The sequence below is a fragment of the Pseudoalteromonas sp. GutCa3 genome, from assembly GCF_002836155.1.
Taxonomy (GTDB): domain Bacteria; phylum Pseudomonadota; class Gammaproteobacteria; order Enterobacterales; family Alteromonadaceae; genus Pseudoalteromonas; species Pseudoalteromonas arctica.
This window is the reverse complement of record NZ_PJBK01000012.1, coordinates 38463-57177: the sequence shown is the minus strand read 5'-3', so window position 1 is coordinate 57177 and position 18715 is coordinate 38463. Positions and strand designations below refer to the sequence as shown.

The window sequence follows — 18715 nt, the reverse complement described above, 5'->3', positions numbered from 1 at the left end:
ATTCAAACGTAAAAAAGCGTGTTTTGCATACACAAAACACGCTTTTTAAAGCTTTAGCTAATTAAATCTAATTTTTTACAATGGCATTGTGATAAATATTTTGTACATCGTCACAATCTTCAAGCATATTTATAAACTTATCAAAGTTAGCAATAACTTCTTCGTCTTCAATTTCAATATTAACTTGAGGAATAAACGTAATTTCGTCTACTTCAAAGTTAATGCCTTCAAATGCGTTTTCAAGGGCTGTTTTAGCTTTAAAGTATTCTGTTGGTGGTGCAAATACCGATATTTTACCGTCCTCGGCTTCAACATCGCTAACATCAACATCAGCCATCATTAATGCTTCTAATACTATTTCGTCGTCATCGCCTGCAAAGCCAAGTACCGCATAATGATCAAACATATGTGCTACACAGCCCGGAGTACCAATTTTTGAGTCTGTTTTAGTAAATGGCAAACGTACATCTTTAATTGTACGGTTCGGATTGTCAGTTAAACAGTCAACAATAACCATGCAATTACCTGGGCCATAGCCTTCGTAACGGGCAACAGAGTAATCTTCCCCTGCGCCACCGGCTGCTTTTTCAATTGCTTTATCGATAACGTGTGCGGGTACTTGGTCTTTTTTAGCTTTTTCGATTAGACGGCGTAGTGTTTGATTTACTTCGGGATCGGGATCGCCACTTTTTGCTGCAACGTAAATCTCTTTACCATACTTTGAGTTTACTTTTGTTTTTGCATTGGCTGTTTTGATCATAGAACTTTGACGAACTACAAATGCTCTGCCCATTTTGTGCCCCTAATGAATACGTTACGTTTTGCGGTATTTTACCAATTCAAAACGTATTGGGCTAGCTCCGCAATGGGCAAACTTGATTAATAAAAACTTTTATAACTACATACTCATTTCAGAATAAATGAAATAGCACGCTATTTAACATAACTCTATTTTTTCAGAATAACTCTCAACTAATGTCACTAATTCAACAAAGTCATGTAAAACGTAATCTGCCTGATCGGCATAAGCAGGCGTTGACTCTGGAGCGTATAAACACGCGCGCATATTTGCATTGTGCGCAGCTTGAATGTCGTAAAGGTAATCGCCTACATAAAGTAAATTTCTGGCGTTAATGTTCCAAAGTGTAGCAATGGCATTTAAAGCGCTGGGATCTGGCTTTGCTGGGGCATCGCTTCGCGTTAAAACTGTGCTGATAGGGAGTGGATTATTTTGTAATTTAATTGCCGCTGCTTTATCAAAATTGCGAGTAACAATCGCCATCGGAATATTTTTAGACTTTAAAGCATGAATAGCTTCACTCACACCAGGTAATATACTGGCATGTTGTGCATCTATTAATTCGTGTTGGTGAACTATATTCATTGCCTCTTCACGCATATACGGTGAGGGCAACTGAGCAATGTAATCAAGTAAGTCTTGCTCGCAAGGGCAACCTATTTGGGCCTTTATTAATGCAAAATCTAATTCTGATGAAACCAATGTTCCATCTAAATCAAAAATCACTCCAAAAATAGCCTCAACCTGAGTAGTCATATCATTCCCTGAATTTAGTTATTACTAAATGAAATTTAAACATAAAATTCTCTACTGCTTATGCCCTAGGCCGGTAAATACAAAGGGATAAATGAAACTAACTATATTTAAATATTAATACGCAACATTATCAATCTATTGATAACAAAGTAATTTAAGTGCTTGATATATCATGCGCAAAAAAAGGTAAATATACAAATTGAACTCACAAATTTTACGTAAATTTACAAATAACAGATCAAACATGAACGCAGTTTAAACGTATGAAGAAAACGCGCACATAAACAACTGCTGTGCGCGTCGGTTGGGGAAGTTTTAAATATTAATTTTGCTCAAAGTGGGCTTCGAGCCAAGTATCATCTTGAGCAAAGTTTAAAGTTTTAATCTTACCTTTGCCCTCAACGTTTACCATATTTACCTGAGATGGCCATAAATCACGAAGTGCGCCATTACTCATTTTAATTCCTTCAATGTTTTCAGGAATTGGTGCTTCTTGGTAAACCCAAAAAAACTTACCATCAACTTGTGCCCCTACAAAGCTAAGTGGTAAAGGTTCGCCACTTAACGTTTGTAGAGCAACATGCGATTCAACATACTTAGCAAAACGTTGTTGGTCGGCTTTATTACTAATAATATCAATTTTGCCTTTAAACAATGTTCCTACGGCGTGTTCGGTATCATGTAAATAAAAGCGATGCATTAATTCAACATTATGCGTTCGTTTATTAAAAAGCACGGTTGTAACTGACGACTTTAGTTGATGCGCCATACTTGGCGCAGCAACTAAAAGGCAAACAATAATAAGCAAAAAGCGCATTATTGCTGCTCCTCACCGTCATCCTTTTCGTCTTTCTTCTCATCAGTTTTAAGCTCAGTTTTAATATCTTGCATGATATCGCGACTAACTTTAGCTTTACTCTTTTCCTTTTTAAACACTTCAATACGTGAAGGAATAATACGACGAGGGTAGTTATTGTTTTCAACATCTACGTCAGCTGTTTCCCAGCCTGGGTCAACAGTAACTGATACAAGCGGTTTGTTTTTATCGGTAACAATCAGCTTTTGAACGTTTTTATAATTACGACGCCAAATTTCAGCAGGAATATAGCGCTCTTCTTTAGTGCCATCTTCATATGTTAGCTCTAATAAAATAGGCATTACCAAACCACCAAGGTTTGAAAATTCCATAACGTAATAGTTTTTATCTTCTTCTAAAGCACGCTCAAGCGTTTTACGCTCCCACGGCTCTAAGCCTTTTAAAAACTTATTGTACGAGTTACGTTCTTTATTGGTTACAGTAAAACGGTCGTTTTCGTCATAAAAATCGGTAACATCAGAGTTTTTCTCAACCCATGTTTTTTTACCTTGTGCGCGGTTACGCTCAACAAATAATGAAGTAGGTTTGTCTGCTTCAATATCACGTAAACGGCTGTAATCAATATCAGGGTTTTTAGTGTCTAAACGTAGTTGATATACTTTATCTAAAGAGATATCTACATGGTCTGTGGTGTAAAACCAGCCACGCCAAAACCAATCTAAATCAACACCAGAGGCTTCTTCCATTGTACGGAAAAAATCAGCTGGAGTAGGGCGCTTGTATTTCCAGCGTTGAGCATACTCTTTAAATGCAAAGTCGAATAAGTCACGACCTAAAATTACTTCACGTAAAATATTAAGGGCTGCTGCAGGTTTAGTATAAGCATTAGGACCTAAGCGTAATACACTGTCTGACTGAGTCATAACAGGTACTTGGTTTTCAGACTTCATGTAGCTCACTATATCGCGAGGCTCAACACCCCAAGGAATAGTAGGATCCCATTCACGACCAGCAACGCCATCTAAAAAGCTATTTAAGCCTTCATCCATCCACGTCCATTGGCGCTCATCTGAGTTAACAATCATTGGAAAGTAAATATGACCCACTTCATGAATAACTACGCCAAGTAAAAAGCGCTTTTCAGCTTGAGAATAAGTACGTGTACCATCATCTTGTAACTTAGTACGCGGGCCGTTAAAGGTAATCATTGGGTATTCCATACCGCCAACAGGGCCATTTACCGATTGCGCAGTTGGGTATGGGTAGTCAAAAGAATACTTAGAGTACACTTCCATTGTGTGTACTACCGCTTCAGTTGAGTACTTCTCCCATAAGTCACCACCTTCTTTAGGGAAGAACGACATTGCCATAACTAAAGGCTGAACGTCACCACCTTGCTGATAACCCTTTGCATCCCACATAAACTTACGAGACGACGCCCAAGCAAAGTCACGTACGTTTTGCGCTTTAAAGTGCCACGTTTTAGTTTTGTCGGTGCCTTCTTTTTCGTTTTCTAGCGCTTCTTCTGCGTTAACAATAAACACAGGACGCTTAGATGTTTCGGCTTGCTTTAAACGTTTACGCTGAGTACTTGTAAGTACTTTGCTCGCGTTATCAAGTTTACCTGTTGCCGATACAATGTGATCTGCCGGAACAGTAATCTCAACATCGTAATCACCAAACTCAAGCGTAAACTCACCAGAGCCTAAAAATGGCTTGTTTGTCCATGCTTCGTAATCGGTATAAGCGGCTAAACGAGGAAACCACTGAGCAATTAAGAATATGTCGTTGCCGTCTTCTTCAAAGTGCTCGTAACCAGAACGTGCACCCACTGCATCCTCTTCAACAATGTTGAAGGCAAAGTTCATGCTAAATTCTACTTCTTTACCTGGTTTTAATGGCTCGTTTAAATCGATGCGCATTAAGGTATCAACTACAGTTACGCGTAGCTCTTTACCATCGTCATCCTTTACGCCACTGATTGTATAACCCAGTTCGTTGTCGCTCATAAATTGCTGACGACGTAATTCACCTAAACTTAATTTAGCGGGCTTTTGAGCTGGTAGGCTTTCTAAAGTGCTTTTAAACGTTTTAGTTGTTTCGGCAATTGAATCGCTTTTAAAAATATTTTGATCTAACTGTAACCATAAATATTTAAGCGTATGTGGTGAGTTATTTTTATATTCAATGCTTTGGCTACCGGTAATGCGGTGCTTTTTTTCATCTAGCTTCACATCAATATCGTAATTTACACGTTGCTGCCAGTATTTTTCACCTGGTTCGCCAGCGGCACTACGATATACATTGGGTGTAGGAAGTGCTTCGTCTAATTGACGAAATTTATCAACAAAAGAACCTTTTGTTTGCTCAACCGAAGACGCCATAGCTGCACTCGATATTGCGAACGGCAATACAAAAGCACTTAGCGTAAGACCTATTTTTTTCATTGTTAGTCCTAATATAATTTTGTGAGCGTACTTTGACAAATATACCAGTTAGCTTCAATAAATTAGCGACCAAGTACCGTATTTTTAGGGTGATGTTCACTTAGTTTTTTAGATTGAAAAATACAATTATTTTGTAACAAAATACGAATAGATAAAAACTGTAAAGGGGGTTTACAAAATTGGGTTTTAATAATGGTTTTGATCAGTTAAATACAAAGTCCCAGAACTTAAAAAAATATCATTCACTTTATATATATTGCTAAAAAAGTATTGCTTTGGCATTACTAGGTAGACCATTAATCCTACGTATAAGTATTGCTAATTCGCAACAAGTAAAATGGCCTAAAAGCCCTTTCTACTGAACAAAAACACAGTGAAACGAGTAAATAATTGGCTCAAATATTGCCGAACTTCATTAATATTCGCTATTTGTACGATAAATGACAAATAGTGTAATTTTAGGTTGATCTTTAGTGCTGTTTATATTTAAAATCGCCAACCTTTTTATTTGAGGCAAATAAATTCGTCACATTTATCCTCAAATTAATATCGATTACTAGCAAGAAATGCGGTGGGCTTATGGATTTTTACATCCTAAAAAAACAACAAGAACTAATTGCGATTCCAGCAAGTGAGAATAACTGTAAGCAGTATCTCGATTCGGGTTATTTTTATATCGATAAAGTAGCAGCGTGCAACGAAACTAATGCACTAAAGGCGCTACACGCAAAACAAACTAAAACGTTAAAAATTCCATTATTAATGGCACTTTTAGCATTACCGGTTGTTTTTTCAGCTTGGTACAGTTTAACCTAACGTAATGCATGCCTTAGGCTTGCATCTTTAACAGCCTTGGGTATATTGGCGCTCTTACGGTTTTATTAAGAGCGCGACATGAAAGTCCTCCACACCTCAGATTGGCACCTTGGCCAACAATTTTACGAACACGATCGCCGTGTTGAACATCAAGCTTTTTTTACATGGTTATTAGCCACTCTTGTTGAACAACAAATAGACTTACTTTTAGTTGCTGGCGACATTTATCATACAGCGACTCCAAGTGCTAGCGCTGAAAATCAGCTTTATCAATTTATTAAAGACGCCAAAAAAGCATGCCCACTATTACACGTAGTGATTATTGCGGGTAACCACGACTCTGCAAATCGTATTTTGGCAGCTCAGCCATTACTTGCACAGTTTGATACTCACGTAGTAGGGCGCTTTGATGTCGCAACACCCGATGAAACTGTTATTACCATAAATACCAATGGTAAACGCGCTGTAATCGTCGCTATGCCATTTTTACGCGCAAGTGATGTAAGTTTACTTAGCCAAACCGAAAACGGTCCTAGTTATGCTCAAGGCGTTTCAAAAGCTTACGAACTTGCACTAGAGCAAGCTACTAATATAAACGAGCAAAACTCATCATTAATAGTTATGGGGCATTTACACGCAAAGGGCGGGGACATCTCAAGTGATTCTGAGCGTAACTTAGTAATAGGTGGTGAAGAGTCTATTTCAGCCAATGTATTTGGTAAACAAGCCAACTACGTTGCCCTTGGGCACTTACACAAAGCGCAACAAGTCGCTAAAAGTGATGTTATTCGCTACAGCGGCACACCTATCCCTATGTCGTTTTCAGAACGTAACTACACGCACCAAGTAAATGTTGTTGAGTTTATTATTGATGAAAAACAACATATTAGTACAACTGTAAACCCCCTTTACATTCCGCGCTCTGCCGATGTAATTATTTTACCAAAAGGGGAGTGTGTACCATTAAGCGAACTATGCGAGCAAATTAAAGCGCTCGACACTGCACAAAATACAATAGCGCCTTATTTACGTGTAAAGCTTAAATCAAGCGATACCGACACCACCTTCAGAGAACAAATAGAACAAGCACTTGAAGGTAAGCATATTAAATTTTGTGGTATTGAACGTGTACGTGAGCAATCAGCGCAAAATGACGACAACACCGTATTTGAAGATTTAAGCGAAGTTGAAATGCTCAATCCACTAAACCTATTAGAACAAGCGTTCGCAAACGATAAAGACATGGCAGGGCAAAGCGTACCCGATGAGCTAAAAGCACTTTTAAGTGATGTGATAAACGAGCTTACGGAGCAAGAACAACTATGAAAATAACCGCAGTTCGTATTCATAATTTAGCCTCAATAGTTGACGCTGAAATAGATTTTACTAAAGCCCCATTAAAAGATGCAGGATTGTTTGCGATAACAGGCGATACTGGCGCTGGTAAAAGTACCTTTTTAGATGCCATTTGTTTAGCCCTTTATACAAAAACAGCGAGGCTGCGCGGTGATAAAGGTAACTTAATTGAGTTTAACGGCGACAGCATTAAGCTTAATGATGCGCGAAACTTGCTACGCAGAGGTACATGGGAAGGCTACGCCGAGGTCGACTTTTTAGGACAAGATAAACAGCTTTATCGTGCGCGCTATACAATTGCACGAACCCATAAAAAAGTAACAGGCAAACTTAAAGTAGCAGAGCACACTTTAGTAACCCTGCCAGACGAAACCCTTATAGCTGACAAAAGCCACACAATAAAAGAAGTCGAGAGCAAAATAGGGCTTAACTTTGAGCAGTTCTCCCGTGCCGTACTTTTAGCGCAACATGAGTTTGCTGCGTTTTTAAAAGCCACTGGCGATGAGCGAGCGCAACTTTTAGAGTGCTTAACAGGTACCGATAAATTTAGCCGTATTGGCGTGCGTATTTTTGAACGTCATAAAGAGCAAGTAGCAAAGCTTGAAGCGCTTAAAGCTGGTCTTGAAAGCTATACTTTGTTAACGAGCGATGAACTTGAGCTACAACAAACCAAGTTAACCGATTTAAAAGCGCAAACCGAACACACTAAAAAAGAGCTATCCAAAACCGAAAAAGCACTTAACTGGTATCAGCAAGCTACAGTGCTTGAGCAAAACTTACTGCAAGCACAGCAAACACAAAAACAAGCAAGCTCAGCGCTTGAAAGTATCGTTGAGCAAAGCGAGCAGGCAAAACAAGCCAAGCAAGCGCTTGAAATAAAAGATAACCGCAGCCGCTTTACTCAGTTAACTGATCAAAATACGGCGCAAAACCAGCAAGTTTCATCGCTTAAAAGTGTTGATCATTTAGCGGTAATTAACGAGCGTAATACCGCGCTTACTAAGCATACCGAGCTGCTTAATAACGCCAATGAGCAAAAACAAAATGCAGCGCCCGTTATAGCTAAAGCGCGAGAGCTCGACAGCAACATTGCCTTGCAAACTCAAGCTGTAAAAGGTACTGAGTCGCAAATAACCAAAGAGCAATCTCAGTTTGATGAGTTCACACAGCAGCTTAAACAAAGCAATAGCGAGCTTGAACTTGCTAATACCGACTCAGCTAAAAGCCAGCAATGGCTTAATGAGCATGCACAGCTGCATGTTTTAGCAAAAGACTGGAGCTACTATCAGCAAAGCTTTAATACTTACTTAAATGCACAGCAGCAATTAACCGCAAACCTTGCACAAAGCCAAACTCTTAATAGCGAGCTTGCAAGTCAGAGCGATCTTTTAAATGCGCAAAATAATAAAGTGCAGCAGTGCGAGGTAGCACTTAGTGGTGAGCAATCAACTTTACAGGCATTAAATACTCAGCTTAATGAATTTAATGCAGAGCACTGCGACGCGCAGCTAAAAAGTATTGATTACTTAAAAGAGCAGCGAGAGCGCTACGGGCAATTTAACGCAGAACTAAAACAAAGTACTCAACGCCAACAAGTGCTTAATCAGCAGTTAAATGAAAGCCAGCAAGCCCATGCTTTACTTAATCAGCATTTAATAACCAGCGAGCAAGCGCTTAAAGGCAACGAGTACGCACTTAACCAAGCGCGCTTAAGAGCCAGCGAGAACGTAGAGCATTTACGCACTGAGCTTCGCCCTAATGAACCTTGTTTAGTGTGCGGTGCAACTGAGCACCCGTATGCGGTAAATCAAAATCAGCAATTAAATAACTTAATTACTGATTTTGAAAATGATTTTAATATAGCTAAAAAGCAATTTGACCATGCACAAAGCGAGCTGCATAAGCACCAAACTCAACATGCCGTATTAACTGCTGAACACGGACAACTTGAGCAAATAATACAAACAGCAAAAGCCAAACAGCTCGACATTAAAAATACCATGCAAGGCGCACGCACAGAGCTTAATGACTTAACGCCTGATCAGCTTGAAGTAACTTATAAGCAGTTAACGGAGCAAAAAGCGCAATACTTTGAGCAGCAAAAACGCCAGCGTACACTGCAAACTAAAGTAAATGAGCTACTAGCAGCACTTAAAGCAGAGCAGCAAGTACAGCAGCAACTTAGTAATAAACACCTTGAGTTTACACATCAGCAAAACCAGTTAACGAGTAAGCATAGCGAACTAAGTGCGCAAATTAACGAGCTTGGTACAACGCTCAATAATCAATTTGAAAACAGTGATTTTTGGCAGCAACTACAAGCCAATACGCTTGAACTTAGCGAGCTGAACGAGCAGGTTACGCAGTATCAGCAAACTCAAACGCAGCTTGAGCAAAGCCAAAAACGTCAAGACACAGCTAATGAACAAATAAAGCAGCTTACCCCGCTTTTAAGTAACAACGATCAATCGTTAAAAGTACTTAATGAAGAGTTTGTAAAAGCTAAAGCGCTATTAAACGCTACGCAAAGTGAGCGCTTAGCTTTATTTAATAACGAGCAAATAAGCGCAGACGACTACCAAGCAAAACTTACAAGTGCGCAAGAGCAAATGCAATCGCAGGTTCAAGCGAGTCAAAAAGCATATGACGACGCTATAAAACAACGAGATGAGCACGCCATAACGCTTAAAAATGTAGAGCAACGCTTGCTTGAAAACAGCCAAGAGCTAGCAACGCTTGAGGCACGTTATAACCAGTGGTTTACTGACTTTAAAGCGCAATACAGCAATACAACGCACGAACAGGTCAAAATTTTACTAACGCTTAGTAGCGAGACTATTAAAGCGCATTTAACTCAGCACGAGCAGTTAACTCAAGCGCTAACAGATGCAAATGCCGCATTAAAACAGCAGCAACTTACGCTTGAAAAACACAACAGTAGCGATAAACCAACACAAAGTGCAGAGGCTTTAAGTACGCAATTAAGCAGCTTAAATGAGCAACAAACGCAGCTGCAAAATTCATTACTAGCAACTAATACCGCTATTGAGCAACACAACCAAAACGCAAAGGCGCTTGAAGGCAAACAAGCCGAGTTAACTAAACTTAAAACGCTGGTTGAACAGTGGCATTTGCTTAATAAAGTCTTGGGTGATGCAACGGGTAAAACCATGCGTAACTTAGCACAAACGCAAACGTTAAAAATATTACTGCACTATGCCAACAGCCATTTAAAAACACTCAACAAACGCTACGAATTAACCGCCATAGCGCAAACGCTCGACATTGCGATTATCGATCGCGACATGGCCGACGAGCAACGCTCTGTTAATACACTCTCAGGCGGGGAGTCATTTTTAGTATCGCTCGCACTTGCACTTGGTTTAGCATCGCTTTCGTCAAACAAAGTACAAATCAATTCTTTGTTTATTGACGAAGGGTTTGGTACGTTAGACAGCGAAACCCTAAGCATTGCAATGGACGCTTTGGATTCTTTGCAAGCACAAGGCAGAAAAGTAGGCGTTATATCGCACGTAACACAAATGAGCGAGCGTGTAGCCACTCAAGTGCATGTAGCCAAAAAGCCAGGTGGATATTCCACAGTTGAAGTTTTATAAGCAACATTACTGAAAACAAGGAGATACAATGCCAACGTTTACAGGCGAGCAAGCAACACAATACGATAGCCGTATAACCCGTTTAGTTCCTGGTTATGAATTATTACATCAGCTCACTAACGCGCAGCTAAAAGCAACGCTAAGCGATAATGCGCATATTTTAGTAGTAGGGGCAGGCACAGGCAAAGAAGTGCTTGCACTGGCTGCACTAAACCCTACATGGCAATTTACCGCGCAAGATACATCAGCCGATATGCTTGCTATCGCGAAGCAGCAATTTGATGAGCAAGGCATAGCAAGCCGCGTTAATATTCATAGTGGACCTGTTAATAAATTATCGGTTAAAGCCGATGCCGTTTTATGTTTATTGGTAATGCATTTTGTACAAGATAACGGCGATAAAAAAGAGTTACTAAAAGCGATTAAAGGAAGCCTTAAAAAAGACGCCAACCTTTATATTGCAGATTTAATGCGCCCTGAAACTTCATTTGAGCGCGAAGCCCAGCTTACAACGTGCGCGCAATTGGGTTTAACCGAAACAGGTAAAACACAAACAGGGCACGACTTAGAAAATGAGTTTTACCCGCTTGATAGAATGCGCTTTAGCGAACTGCTAAATGAGTGCAAATTTGGCATTCCGAAGCTGTATTTTAAAGCTCTAGGTTTTAGCGGATATGTAGTTTAAGTTTTACAAGCTAAACAAGCACCCGCTATTTAGCACCAATAAAAACACCGAGTGAACAAACTCGGTGTTTTTATACGTAGGTCGGTTAAGCGAAGCGCCACCCGACGATCTAATATCCACATCACTCAAATCGTTGCTGTGCCAGCAATCCTAACCAATCTCTCCAAGTGCTTTAATTGCAGCTTGTGCTTTATCTGTTTGTACAAAAATATGATCGTGATAAAACGCAGCAACCACATTAGCGCTAATGCCATGCTCAGTTAGCTTTGCAGATACCGCAGCAGTTAGCCCAACGGCCTCTAAACTTGAATGTACGTTAAGAGTGATTAAATTATATTTACCCTCGTAAGTAATACCTGCTTTATCGGCGGTTTCAGCTTTTAAAATAAGGGTTAGCCCTTCCTCTTCAACATAAGTGGCAAGTGGCTCTAAATGAACATAATCGGCAAGTGAGCCTGCTAAGCAACAAAAAATATACTCGCCTTGCTTAAGCGCTGGCTGCATTGATTTTAATAATTCGTTTAACTCTAAAATTCCGGCCATGGTCGTTCCCTACAATGTGTTATTTAGTGATTTTTAGCTGCGCGACTAGCTCGCTTAATCTCGCAATTTTTATATTACTTAGTTGCCTGTAATCAAAATATGGGCACACAATAATGTTGTTACTGGTGTCTATTGCAAACTCGTCGTCAAGCCAATCAAACTGAGCATGTAACTTACCTTGTTGTAATAAGTTTTTAGTGTGCGTACGACCGGCAATTATGTGTAACTGGTTTTTATTGCTAGTAGCTTTATTTGCGCACGTAATAGTAGTGTTAGGCGCGCTAAATAGCAGGGCAGTTTTACTGTTTTTTTGCAGTAAATACTCATCGCGATATTGTTGCCAAGTAGGGGCTTGTTTAGCAAATGAATAATGCTCACTTGGCAGGGCAAATAGCACTTTTGCGTACACGTTAAACACTTTGCGCCAACCATTACCACAGTGCTGGTTTATGGTATTTATTTGCTCATTTATAACCGGTTCTAGGCATTCAAGTGTTTCAAAAAACGGCATTGGCGGCGCTTTTGCTACGTATACTGCCACGCTAAATTGCGTATCACCTAAGCCAACTAATTGGGTATTCAAGTTAGTTAGCCTTGTTTTGCGCTAAAATACGGTCGAGGTTATTTGCAAAGTTTTGGCGATCGGTTTGGCTAAGTGGCGGTGGCCCACCACTCATTTCTACGCCACTTGAGCGCATGGTATCCATAAAGTCGCGCACGTTAAGTATTGAGCGGATATTCTCGGTGGTATAAAGCTCGCCACGCGGGTTGAGTGCTTGCCCGCCGTTATCAATTACTTCACTTGCTAGCGGAATATCGCCCGTAATAACTAAATCGCCTTTTTCAATACGTTTTACTATTTCGTCGTCGGCTACATCAAACCCCGACGATACTTGAACGCGGCTTATGTATTTTGACGGCGGAATACGCATTGCGTGATTAGCCACTAAAATAGTCTCGATTTTCATACGCTCTGCAGCTCTAAAAAGTATTTCTTTTATAACAACAGGACACGCGTCTGCATCTACCCAAATTTTCATGCTATGGTCATTTTTATTGCTTTAGAATTAATATGATCCTATAGCAAAATTTTTTAATCGGCTAGCAAACTTTATATCCATCTATATTTAGATAATACGTACTATTTATGTAATTTAAAAAGGAGCTTACATGAAGGCTATTAAATACGGTTTACTTATTACAGGGCTATTTTTTCTTAGTGCTTGCACCAGCCCTCCTGAGGGAATAACACCCGTTAAAAACTTTGATATACAAAAATATAAAGGAAAATGGTTTGAAATAGCGCGGCTCAATCACTCATTCGAAGAAGGTATGGAGCAAGTTACCGCTACTTATTCAATTAACGACGACGGCACAGTAAAGGTCCTTAACAAAGGGTATTTAACGGATGATAAAAAATGGGATGACGCCGAAGGCTTGGCCAAGTTTGTTGAGGGCACTGACACCGGGCATTTTAAAGTTTCGTTTTTTGGTCCATTTTATGGCGCTTACGTGATTTTTGAACTTGACCAACCCGATTATCAATATGCATTTATAACCAGTTACAACAAAGATTACTTGTGGTTTTTGTCGCGTACACCAACGGTTAGCAAAGAGCTTAAAGAACACTTTTTAACTAAAGCTAAAGAGTTGGGCTTTGCTACTGATGAAATAATTTGGGTTAAGCAATAAACAATGTAAAGCCCCTTTACAGTAGTAATAAAACAGTCACCTAACTGTAAAGTAACTTAAATATATTATGGTTATATTGTGTGTACTTGCCGTGAGACAGTAAGTATTGGAAACACTGAATATCCCCTATTGTTGGCAAGCTATATAGCTTGCCATTTTTTTGCCTAATCTATGGGAAAGTAACGGATCACGTTTTTACTAACTAAGGCTAGTTTAATGCTAAAAACAACCCACTTAGTACAACTAACACGCTATTTAAAACACTAAACCACTTTACGTAGCCTACTAAAAAATTATAAAAAACCATTATAATTAAGACACTTAGGCTCATAAACCCGCAAAATAGTAATGTTCCATATCCACCTTGAGTAACTATACAAAGCACCAAGCTTAGTAAAATACTGATCCAAGCAGCTAATAGCAGCTTTTTACGTTGGGATTCTGTAGGGCGTTTTTTAAATACATCTTTAAAATGATTATACTTAGCCAGCGCAAAACAGTTAAAACTGAGCAGGCATAGGCTAAACCCAAGTAAATCAATCATGGTTTTTGCCTTTTAAGGTTATTAGATTGACTAGGGCTGATTATTTTTGAGTTGTTTTTAGCAGTACGTAATTTTTCGGTTTGTATAAAAAATAATATACTAAATAACAAAAACAGTGCATCAAAAGTAAATAAAGCCCACTGTTTGTGCATCAAATAGCTAACTATATTACCGTTAGTTGTAAGTGCATTAATAACCGGTACGCTTAAACATGCAACAGCATTTATAGCTGCCATAACTCGCCATTGCAGTGTGTCGCGCTTTATAAGTGCTAAAAGAGCAACCGCTAGCCATGTTAAAAAGAACGCGAGTATTTCTTTATCGGCGCGCTCTGCGGTAGTTGGGCTAAGTAGTCTGTTAGCAATAAAAAATGCACACGTTGCCAGTGGAAGTCCCATAATAGTGGCTAGGTTTAACCCTTCAACTAGTTTTAAACCAAACGAAGGTTTAACGTTATTTTTAGTTCGCTCGCGAATTCGCTTAGCCCACATAATACAGCCAGAGCCAATCATTACACAGCCTGCAATACCGCCTAATACGTATAACCAACGCAGTAACCACGTAGCTAAACGCCCTGTATGCATTGAATTAAGTGATTCGTAAAGCGCTTTGCTGCTAGTTAGCTCGTCATCAGTTTTAGCAACCATTTGCCCTGTAGCACCACTAAATATTAAGCGTGGTGCTTGGTCACGCAGTGTTTTACCTGCGCTTACCAATACGGTAATTGTTGAAGCTGCCATATTTGGTTGGTTAACTTGTACGCGAGTAATATCTGCATGAGGCCACTTAGTATAAACCTGATCCAAAATGCTTTGAATCGGCACCATTGACGATTCGCCTTGGGCTTTATCGGTCATGGTGTTGCGAGGGGTTACATCGTTAAAAAAGCCACGCATGCCGTTATCGTAAGACGTTTGCGCAGGGTAGGGAAACAACATAAATATGAGCGTAATCATGCCCGTGTAAGTAATCATTAAATGAAAAGGCAGGGCAAGCACAGAGCTTAAATTGTGGGCATCTAACCACGTACGACTACCTTTATTACGTCTAAAACTAAACATATCTTTAAAAATACGCTTATGAATAACCACGCCCGATATAATAGCAATTAGCATAAAAAAGCTAGCAAAGCACACAATCCAGCGTGCGGTTATTGCATCCATGTAATGTAAATCATAGTGCAGCCGATAAAAAAAGTTACCACCTTTAGTATCTACAAAGGGTTCAAGCTCTTTCATGGTATTAGGGTTTAACTGTGTGTTTTTAAACTGGTTGCGGCGCTGGCCTGGCTCTTTTGGCTTTGCATAACCATAAATTAAATAAGGAATACGCGGCTCAGGTAATGTAATACGCCAGCTTGATGAGTTAGCTCCATGGTTAGCTAAGTAATCGAACCCTGTAATTATTTGTTGTTTTTGCGCTTCTATACGCTGTGTTTGGGCTTGTACATTATGTATGGCAGGTTGATTCCACAGCGTTATTTCGTCTCTAAAAAAGCTAAGTGTTCCTGCAAAAAATATTAAATATAATAACCAACAAACGAGTAACCCTACCCAAGTGTGTAACCAAGTCATCGATCTAAAAAAGCTGTCTTTCATACCCAACCCTTTAGTAATACAAGCAATCCGATAAACGCACCTGTACTTAGTAAAATACTGATCCAAACTTTTCTTAATGATTTAACGCTAAAGGCATAAATAAATACTACGGCATAAATTAAAATGCTGATTGAAACACTAAACAGTACAGCGTCTTGCTTAGCTATTGGCAATACAAAACTTAATAACGCAGTACTTGCAGAGGTAAAGGCATAGCCACCAATTATGGCAATAAAAAAACGTAAAAATACCAAAACTCGATAACTGCTTACGCTTTTTACTATAAGCGCAATTACGTTAACCTTATCGAATGGCGCACTGTGCAAAGGTGCCTGCATAGTTAATTAATCCCTTTATTTAAAGCTGAGGATAAAACAAAGGCGCTATTATATATGTTACAAATACAAAAGATAGCTATTCTCATTTACGGCGACTAACTTTTAGTAAATTATCCTTCTTACTTAACCTGAACCTTGGTTAAGAGGTTTTATACGTATTGAATTATGGTGATATTTAAATTTATTTTCTCTAGCGCTGAAAATAGCTGCTCGAGATAGATTTATTATCCAGAGTTCAGATTACTTAGTAAAATACTGATCTGTTATTGTTTAATGATATTGCACAGGCTGCATGTAAAGCTTAAGGTTAATAAACTGAGTAAAAATAAAGAGTGAAATAACGATGAGCGATCACGAAAAACTAAATTACGTAGAGTTTCCTGCATGCGACTTACCCGCAACTAAGGCCTTTTTTAGTCATGTATTTAATTGGCAGTTTACTGACTACGGCCCAGAATACACGGCGTTTAGTGGGCAGGGGTTAGATGGTGGGATTTTTCAGGCTCCATTAAAATCACTAACTCAGCATGGGGCAGCATTACTTATTTTTTATAGCGACGACATACACGCAACCTTTAAAAAAGTAGAGACATTTGGCGGAGTAATATTAAAACCTATTTTTGAGTTTCCTGGCGGTTGTCGGTTTCACTTTACAGAACCAAGTGGTAACGAATTTGCGGTATGGGCGAAAGAACACTAGGTACTATAAGGGCTGTAGGGCATTTAGGCTTAAAGATCAGGATTTTACTAACTAATCGCCATTTTAGATAAAATAAACCGATTTTTTACCAACTCATTTATCCTAAATGGCCATTTAGGATAAAAATTAAGCATTTAAGGCCAAATAAACATGAATAGTCACCAATTAATAGACCAAGTTAGTAAATGCGTGATCTGTGATCCTCATTTACCTTTAGGGGCTCGACCTGTAATACAATTTAACCCAAACGCACGTATTTTAATCGCGGGCCAAGCACCGGGTATAAAAGTTCACGAAACAGGCGTGCCGTTTAACGATGCAAGCGGAAACCGCCTACGAGAATGGCTTGGGCTAACAAGGGATGAATTTTACGATGCTAATAATATAGCAATTTTACCTATGGGCTTTTGCTACCCGGGTAGGGGTAAGTCGGGTGATTTACCACCGAGAAAAGAATGTGCCCCAGCATGGCGCGAGCAATTATTGGCTGCACTACCAAATATTGAGCTGACAATAGTATTAGGTAAATACGCGCAGGCGTACCATTTACCGGAGACTAAAAAAATGCCACTTACGGAGTTAGTAAAATCGTGGCGTGAGTATTGGCCAAATTATTTAGTGCTTCCACACCCCAGTCCGCGCAATAATATATGGCTTAAAAAGAACCCATGGTTTGAACAAGATGTACTTCCAGAACTGGGTAAACGCATTGCTACTATTTTAAATAAGTAATGCTTCTAGCACTAGGATTTATTGTAAAGGGGCGTTATACCAATCCGCAATAATACTTAATCATTTTGCGGGGCTAAACGTGTCGCTACCTGTGTTAAAAAATTCTCATTTAGAACAACTAAATAGCGAATTTTTTGCCTAGCTATCAACACGTTTTTCCATCCTCAAAATAGATCACTTAATTAAGCGAATTGGTATACAGTTAACTTAAAAATTAACACTCCAATTAAAAACAATAACAAACGAGGCTGTCTAATTTGAATGCATCTATATTAACCGAAGTAATACTTCCGCTCGCTCTTGCACTTATTATGTTTGGTATGGGTCTTGGGCTCACAACAAACGATTTTACTCGTCTATTTAAAAGCCCGCTTGCCATTGTTATGGGTTTAATAGGCCAACTTGTAGCAATGCCTTTATTAGCATTAGGGCTGTGTTATTTACTTAACCTACCAACGCCTATCGCTATTGGTTTAATGATATTAGCTGCCTGCCCAGGCGGTACTATGTCAAATGTAGTAAGCCAGCTTGCTAAAGCTAATTTAGCGCTTTCGGTAAGTTTAACCGCTGCCTCTACCGCAATTAGTATAATAACCACACCGTTTATTATTGGCTTTGCTATGAGTCAGTTTGCCCCAGCAGACGATGCTACTTTCTCTATTTTAATTACTTCATTAGGGCTATTTTTTATTACCTTAGTGCCAGTTGCTATAGGCATTTGGTTACGTCACTTTAAAAGTGATTTTGCCATTAAAGCAGAGCCGTTTTTTAGACGCTTCTCGTTGTTTTTTATGCTTATGATGATTGCAGCACTAGTAATAAAAGAGCGCGATTTATTAGTTAGCTCATTTAACGATGTATTTTGGGCGTGCATAGCACTTAATATTGGTTCAATGGTTGTTGGTTGGTTAATTGCTAAGTGTTCAAAATTAAATTTAACTGATTCGCTGACGCTTTCAATTGAGGTTGGAATTCAAAATGCATCGTTAGCTATTTTAATTGCTATTAGCTTTTTGAATAAACCAGAATACGCGGTTACCGGTGGCGTGTATGGACTTGCTATGTTTATAGGGCCACTGCTATTAATTGGCGGGTTAAAGCTTAAAAATAAACGTACCGCTAGGGCTGTTAACTAGGACTTTTAATTAGGGCATGTTGACCAAGTTACTTTAATTTATGGCTGCGGATAACGTAGCCGTAAACTCCAGTCTAAAAATACCACCTGTTAAATGTATGCTCAGCACCCATCGCGTCAACAAATTGTAGGCTCACAAA

18 protein-coding genes are annotated in these 18715 nt (G+C 39.3%); 8 read left to right on the top strand and 10 right to left on the bottom strand.

Translation table 11 applies throughout. The annotated features are described in order from the left end of the window. Positions 1–67: 67 nt before the first annotated feature. The 4 genes from CXF64_RS00700 to CXF64_RS00685 form a co-directional block, all read right to left on the bottom strand. Positions 68–793 carry a YebC/PmpR family DNA-binding transcriptional regulator gene (locus CXF64_RS00700; RefSeq protein WP_101216042.1) on the bottom strand — a complete coding sequence of 242 codons (726 nt, stop codon included), beginning with the start codon at positions 791–793 and terminating at the stop codon, positions 68–70. A gap of 144 nt (positions 794–937) precedes the next feature. Further along, a complete protein-coding gene (locus tag CXF64_RS00695; RefSeq protein ID WP_007583617.1) occupies positions 938–1555 on the bottom strand; it encodes an HAD family hydrolase in 618 nt (205 codons plus the stop codon). Between the two features lie 322 nt (positions 1556–1877). Then, positions 1878–2372 carry a DUF6702 family protein gene (locus CXF64_RS00690; protein ID WP_101216041.1) on the bottom strand — a complete coding sequence of 165 codons (495 nt, stop codon included), beginning with the start codon at positions 2370–2372 and terminating at the stop codon, positions 1878–1880. After that, positions 2372–4819, bottom strand: a complete 2448-nt coding sequence (locus CXF64_RS00685; RefSeq protein ID WP_024592705.1) for a M1 family metallopeptidase — start codon at positions 4817–4819, stop codon at positions 2372–2374. Before CXF64_RS00685 ends, CXF64_RS00690 begins: the two co-directional genes overlap by 1 nt. Before the next feature lie 579 nt (positions 4820–5398). On the opposite strand from CXF64_RS00685, the gene CXF64_RS00680 reads away from it, so the two are divergent. The 4 genes from CXF64_RS00680 (at position 5399) to CXF64_RS00665 (ending at position 11293) form a co-directional block, all read left to right on the top strand. Then, the gene (locus CXF64_RS00680; RefSeq protein WP_002959190.1) at positions 5399–5635 is read left to right on the top strand and encodes a hypothetical protein; all 237 of its coding nucleotides are present in this window, start codon (positions 5399–5401) and stop codon (positions 5633–5635) included. A gap of 78 nt (positions 5636–5713) precedes the next feature. Beyond that, positions 5714–6961, top strand: coding sequence for an exonuclease SbcCD subunit D C-terminal domain-containing protein (locus CXF64_RS00675; protein WP_101216040.1), 1248 nt, complete (start codon positions 5714–5716; stop codon positions 6959–6961). Beyond that, positions 6958–10608: an AAA family ATPase gene (locus CXF64_RS00670; RefSeq protein ID WP_101216039.1), complete on the top strand. Its 3651-nt coding sequence runs from the start codon at positions 6958–6960 to the stop codon at positions 10606–10608. The genes CXF64_RS00675 and CXF64_RS00670 overlap by 4 nt, the downstream gene beginning before the upstream one ends. 28 nt (positions 10609–10636) lie before the next feature. After that, positions 10637–11293, top strand: a complete 657-nt coding sequence (locus CXF64_RS00665) for a class I SAM-dependent methyltransferase (protein ID WP_024592702.1) — start codon at positions 10637–10639, stop codon at positions 11291–11293. A 150-nt stretch (positions 11294–11443) separates the two neighbouring features. On the opposite strand, the gene CXF64_RS00660 is transcribed toward CXF64_RS00665, so the two are convergent. The 3 genes from CXF64_RS00660 to CXF64_RS00650 are packed head-to-tail and all read right to left on the bottom strand — an operon-like array spanning position 11444 to position 12876. Further along, positions 11444–11836, bottom strand: a complete 393-nt coding sequence (locus tag CXF64_RS00660) for an ACT domain-containing protein (protein WP_010552876.1) — start codon at positions 11834–11836, stop codon at positions 11444–11446. Between the two features lie 19 nt (positions 11837–11855). After that, the gene (locus CXF64_RS00655; protein ID WP_101216038.1) at positions 11856–12419 is read right to left on the bottom strand and encodes a DUF6942 family protein; all 564 of its coding nucleotides are present in this window, start codon (positions 12417–12419) and stop codon (positions 11856–11858) included. Between the two features lies 1 nt (position 12420). Next, entirely contained in the window at positions 12421–12876 is a 456-nt protein-coding gene (locus CXF64_RS00650) for a YaiI/YqxD family protein (RefSeq protein WP_007376692.1), read from the bottom strand. Positions 12877–13006: 130 nt separating this feature from the next. Here CXF64_RS00650 and CXF64_RS00645 point away from each other — a divergent pair, with 130 nt between their 5' ends. Beyond that, the gene (locus tag CXF64_RS00645; protein ID WP_007583597.1) at positions 13007–13528 is read left to right on the top strand and encodes a lipocalin family protein; all 522 of its coding nucleotides are present in this window, start codon (positions 13007–13009) and stop codon (positions 13526–13528) included. Positions 13529–13736: 208 nt separating this feature from the next. On the opposite strand, the gene CXF64_RS00640 is transcribed toward CXF64_RS00645, so the two are convergent. The 3 genes from CXF64_RS00640 to CXF64_RS00630 are packed head-to-tail and all read right to left on the bottom strand — an operon-like array spanning position 13737 to position 16008. Continuing rightward, a complete protein-coding gene (locus tag CXF64_RS00640; RefSeq protein WP_007583595.1) occupies positions 13737–14072 on the bottom strand; it encodes a DUF3325 domain-containing protein in 336 nt (111 codons plus the stop codon). Beyond that, complete coding sequence (locus tag CXF64_RS00635) at positions 14069–15670, bottom strand: PepSY-associated TM helix domain-containing protein (protein ID WP_101216037.1); 1602 nt, start codon at positions 15668–15670, stop codon at positions 14069–14071. Before CXF64_RS00635 ends, CXF64_RS00640 begins: the two co-directional genes overlap by 4 nt. Then, a complete protein-coding gene (locus CXF64_RS00630) occupies positions 15667–16008 on the bottom strand; it encodes a hypothetical protein (protein WP_007583591.1) in 342 nt (113 codons plus the stop codon). Before CXF64_RS00630 ends, CXF64_RS00635 begins: the two co-directional genes overlap by 4 nt. 343 nt (positions 16009–16351) lie before the next feature. Between CXF64_RS00630 and CXF64_RS00625 the strand changes: the two genes are divergently transcribed. The 3 genes from CXF64_RS00625 to CXF64_RS00615 all read left to right on the top strand — a co-directional run bounded on the left by CXF64_RS00625 (position 16352) and on the right by CXF64_RS00615 (position 18576). Then, positions 16352–16708 carry a VOC family protein gene (locus tag CXF64_RS00625; protein ID WP_007583589.1) on the top strand — a complete coding sequence of 119 codons (357 nt, stop codon included), beginning with the start codon at positions 16352–16354 and terminating at the stop codon, positions 16706–16708. 150 nt (positions 16709–16858) lie between these two features. Continuing rightward, positions 16859–17440: a uracil-DNA glycosylase family protein gene (locus tag CXF64_RS00620; protein WP_024591552.1), complete on the top strand. Its 582-nt coding sequence runs from the start codon at positions 16859–16861 to the stop codon at positions 17438–17440. Positions 17441–17697: 257 nt separating this feature from the next. Further along, on the top strand, positions 17698–18576 hold the full coding sequence (locus CXF64_RS00615; protein ID WP_101216036.1) for a bile acid:sodium symporter family protein: 879 nt from the start codon (positions 17698–17700) through the stop codon (positions 18574–18576). Positions 18577–18715 lie beyond the last annotated feature (139 nt).